The organism is Burkholderia sp. MR1-5-21 (assembly GCF_053427715.1).
The window spans coordinates 1-659 of sequence record NZ_JBSAXD010000105.1 but is presented as its reverse complement, the minus strand read 5'-3'; the positions used below and the strand labels follow the sequence as shown (position 1 = coordinate 659).

General features: G+C 66.8%; 1 protein-coding gene. It reads right to left on the bottom strand.

Annotated elements, in window-relative coordinates; all coding sequences use genetic code 11:
* Positions 1 to 57 precede the first annotated feature (57 nt).
* Positions 58 to 639 carry a hypothetical protein gene (locus ACV229_RS40610; RefSeq protein ID WP_448088658.1) on the bottom strand — a complete coding sequence of 194 codons (582 nt, stop codon included), beginning with the start codon at positions 637 to 639 and terminating at the stop codon, positions 58 to 60.
* Positions 640 to 659 lie beyond the last annotated feature (20 nt).

Here is a 659-nt window from a genome sequence, read left to right as displayed (position 1 = left end):
CAATGAGTGCGAACACGAGGCCGGCGAGCACCGCAAGCCAGCGATGGAGACCGGGCATCATACGCCCTCCTTCTGGTGGCGCGCCGTCCCGGGCAGGGCCTTGGCATCGTTAGACAGCTGGACGTCGGCGCGCCCGCGCAGGAACTGCACGTTGGACCGCAGCACCTGCTCCCGAGCCTCCTTGTTGGATTCGGCCCCTACGCGGATTGCCTGCGAGGGCCGCTGTGCCAACACATGCTGCTCGACGCCCGCGACCAAGGCCGCCCGCACGTCGGGATCGAAGCTCGGCAGGTCGAGCTCGACGCCGCGCTGAACGTTGAGCTCCTCCGCGATCATGTCGTCGAGCACCCTGCTGCGCTGGTCCGGGGTCGACTTCGCGTAGGCAACACTGAATTGCGTCTGCACCTGGGTCACGAAGTCGCTGCGCAGGATCGGCCGTCCGTTGACGAGCGCCATGACCTCCGGCGGCACGGCGCTGGTGCGCGTGCCCTTGGCCGTGAACAGGCTGTAGCCGGCAAGCCCGAGGCCGAGCAAGGCGCCACAGGCGAACAGCATGATGAGTGAGCGCCGTGTCTGCGCACCGTGCGGATCATGGACGCTGGAGGTCAGGCCGCCGGTTTCGTCTTTCGTCTTTCGCATGTCGTTCGATCTCCTCTATC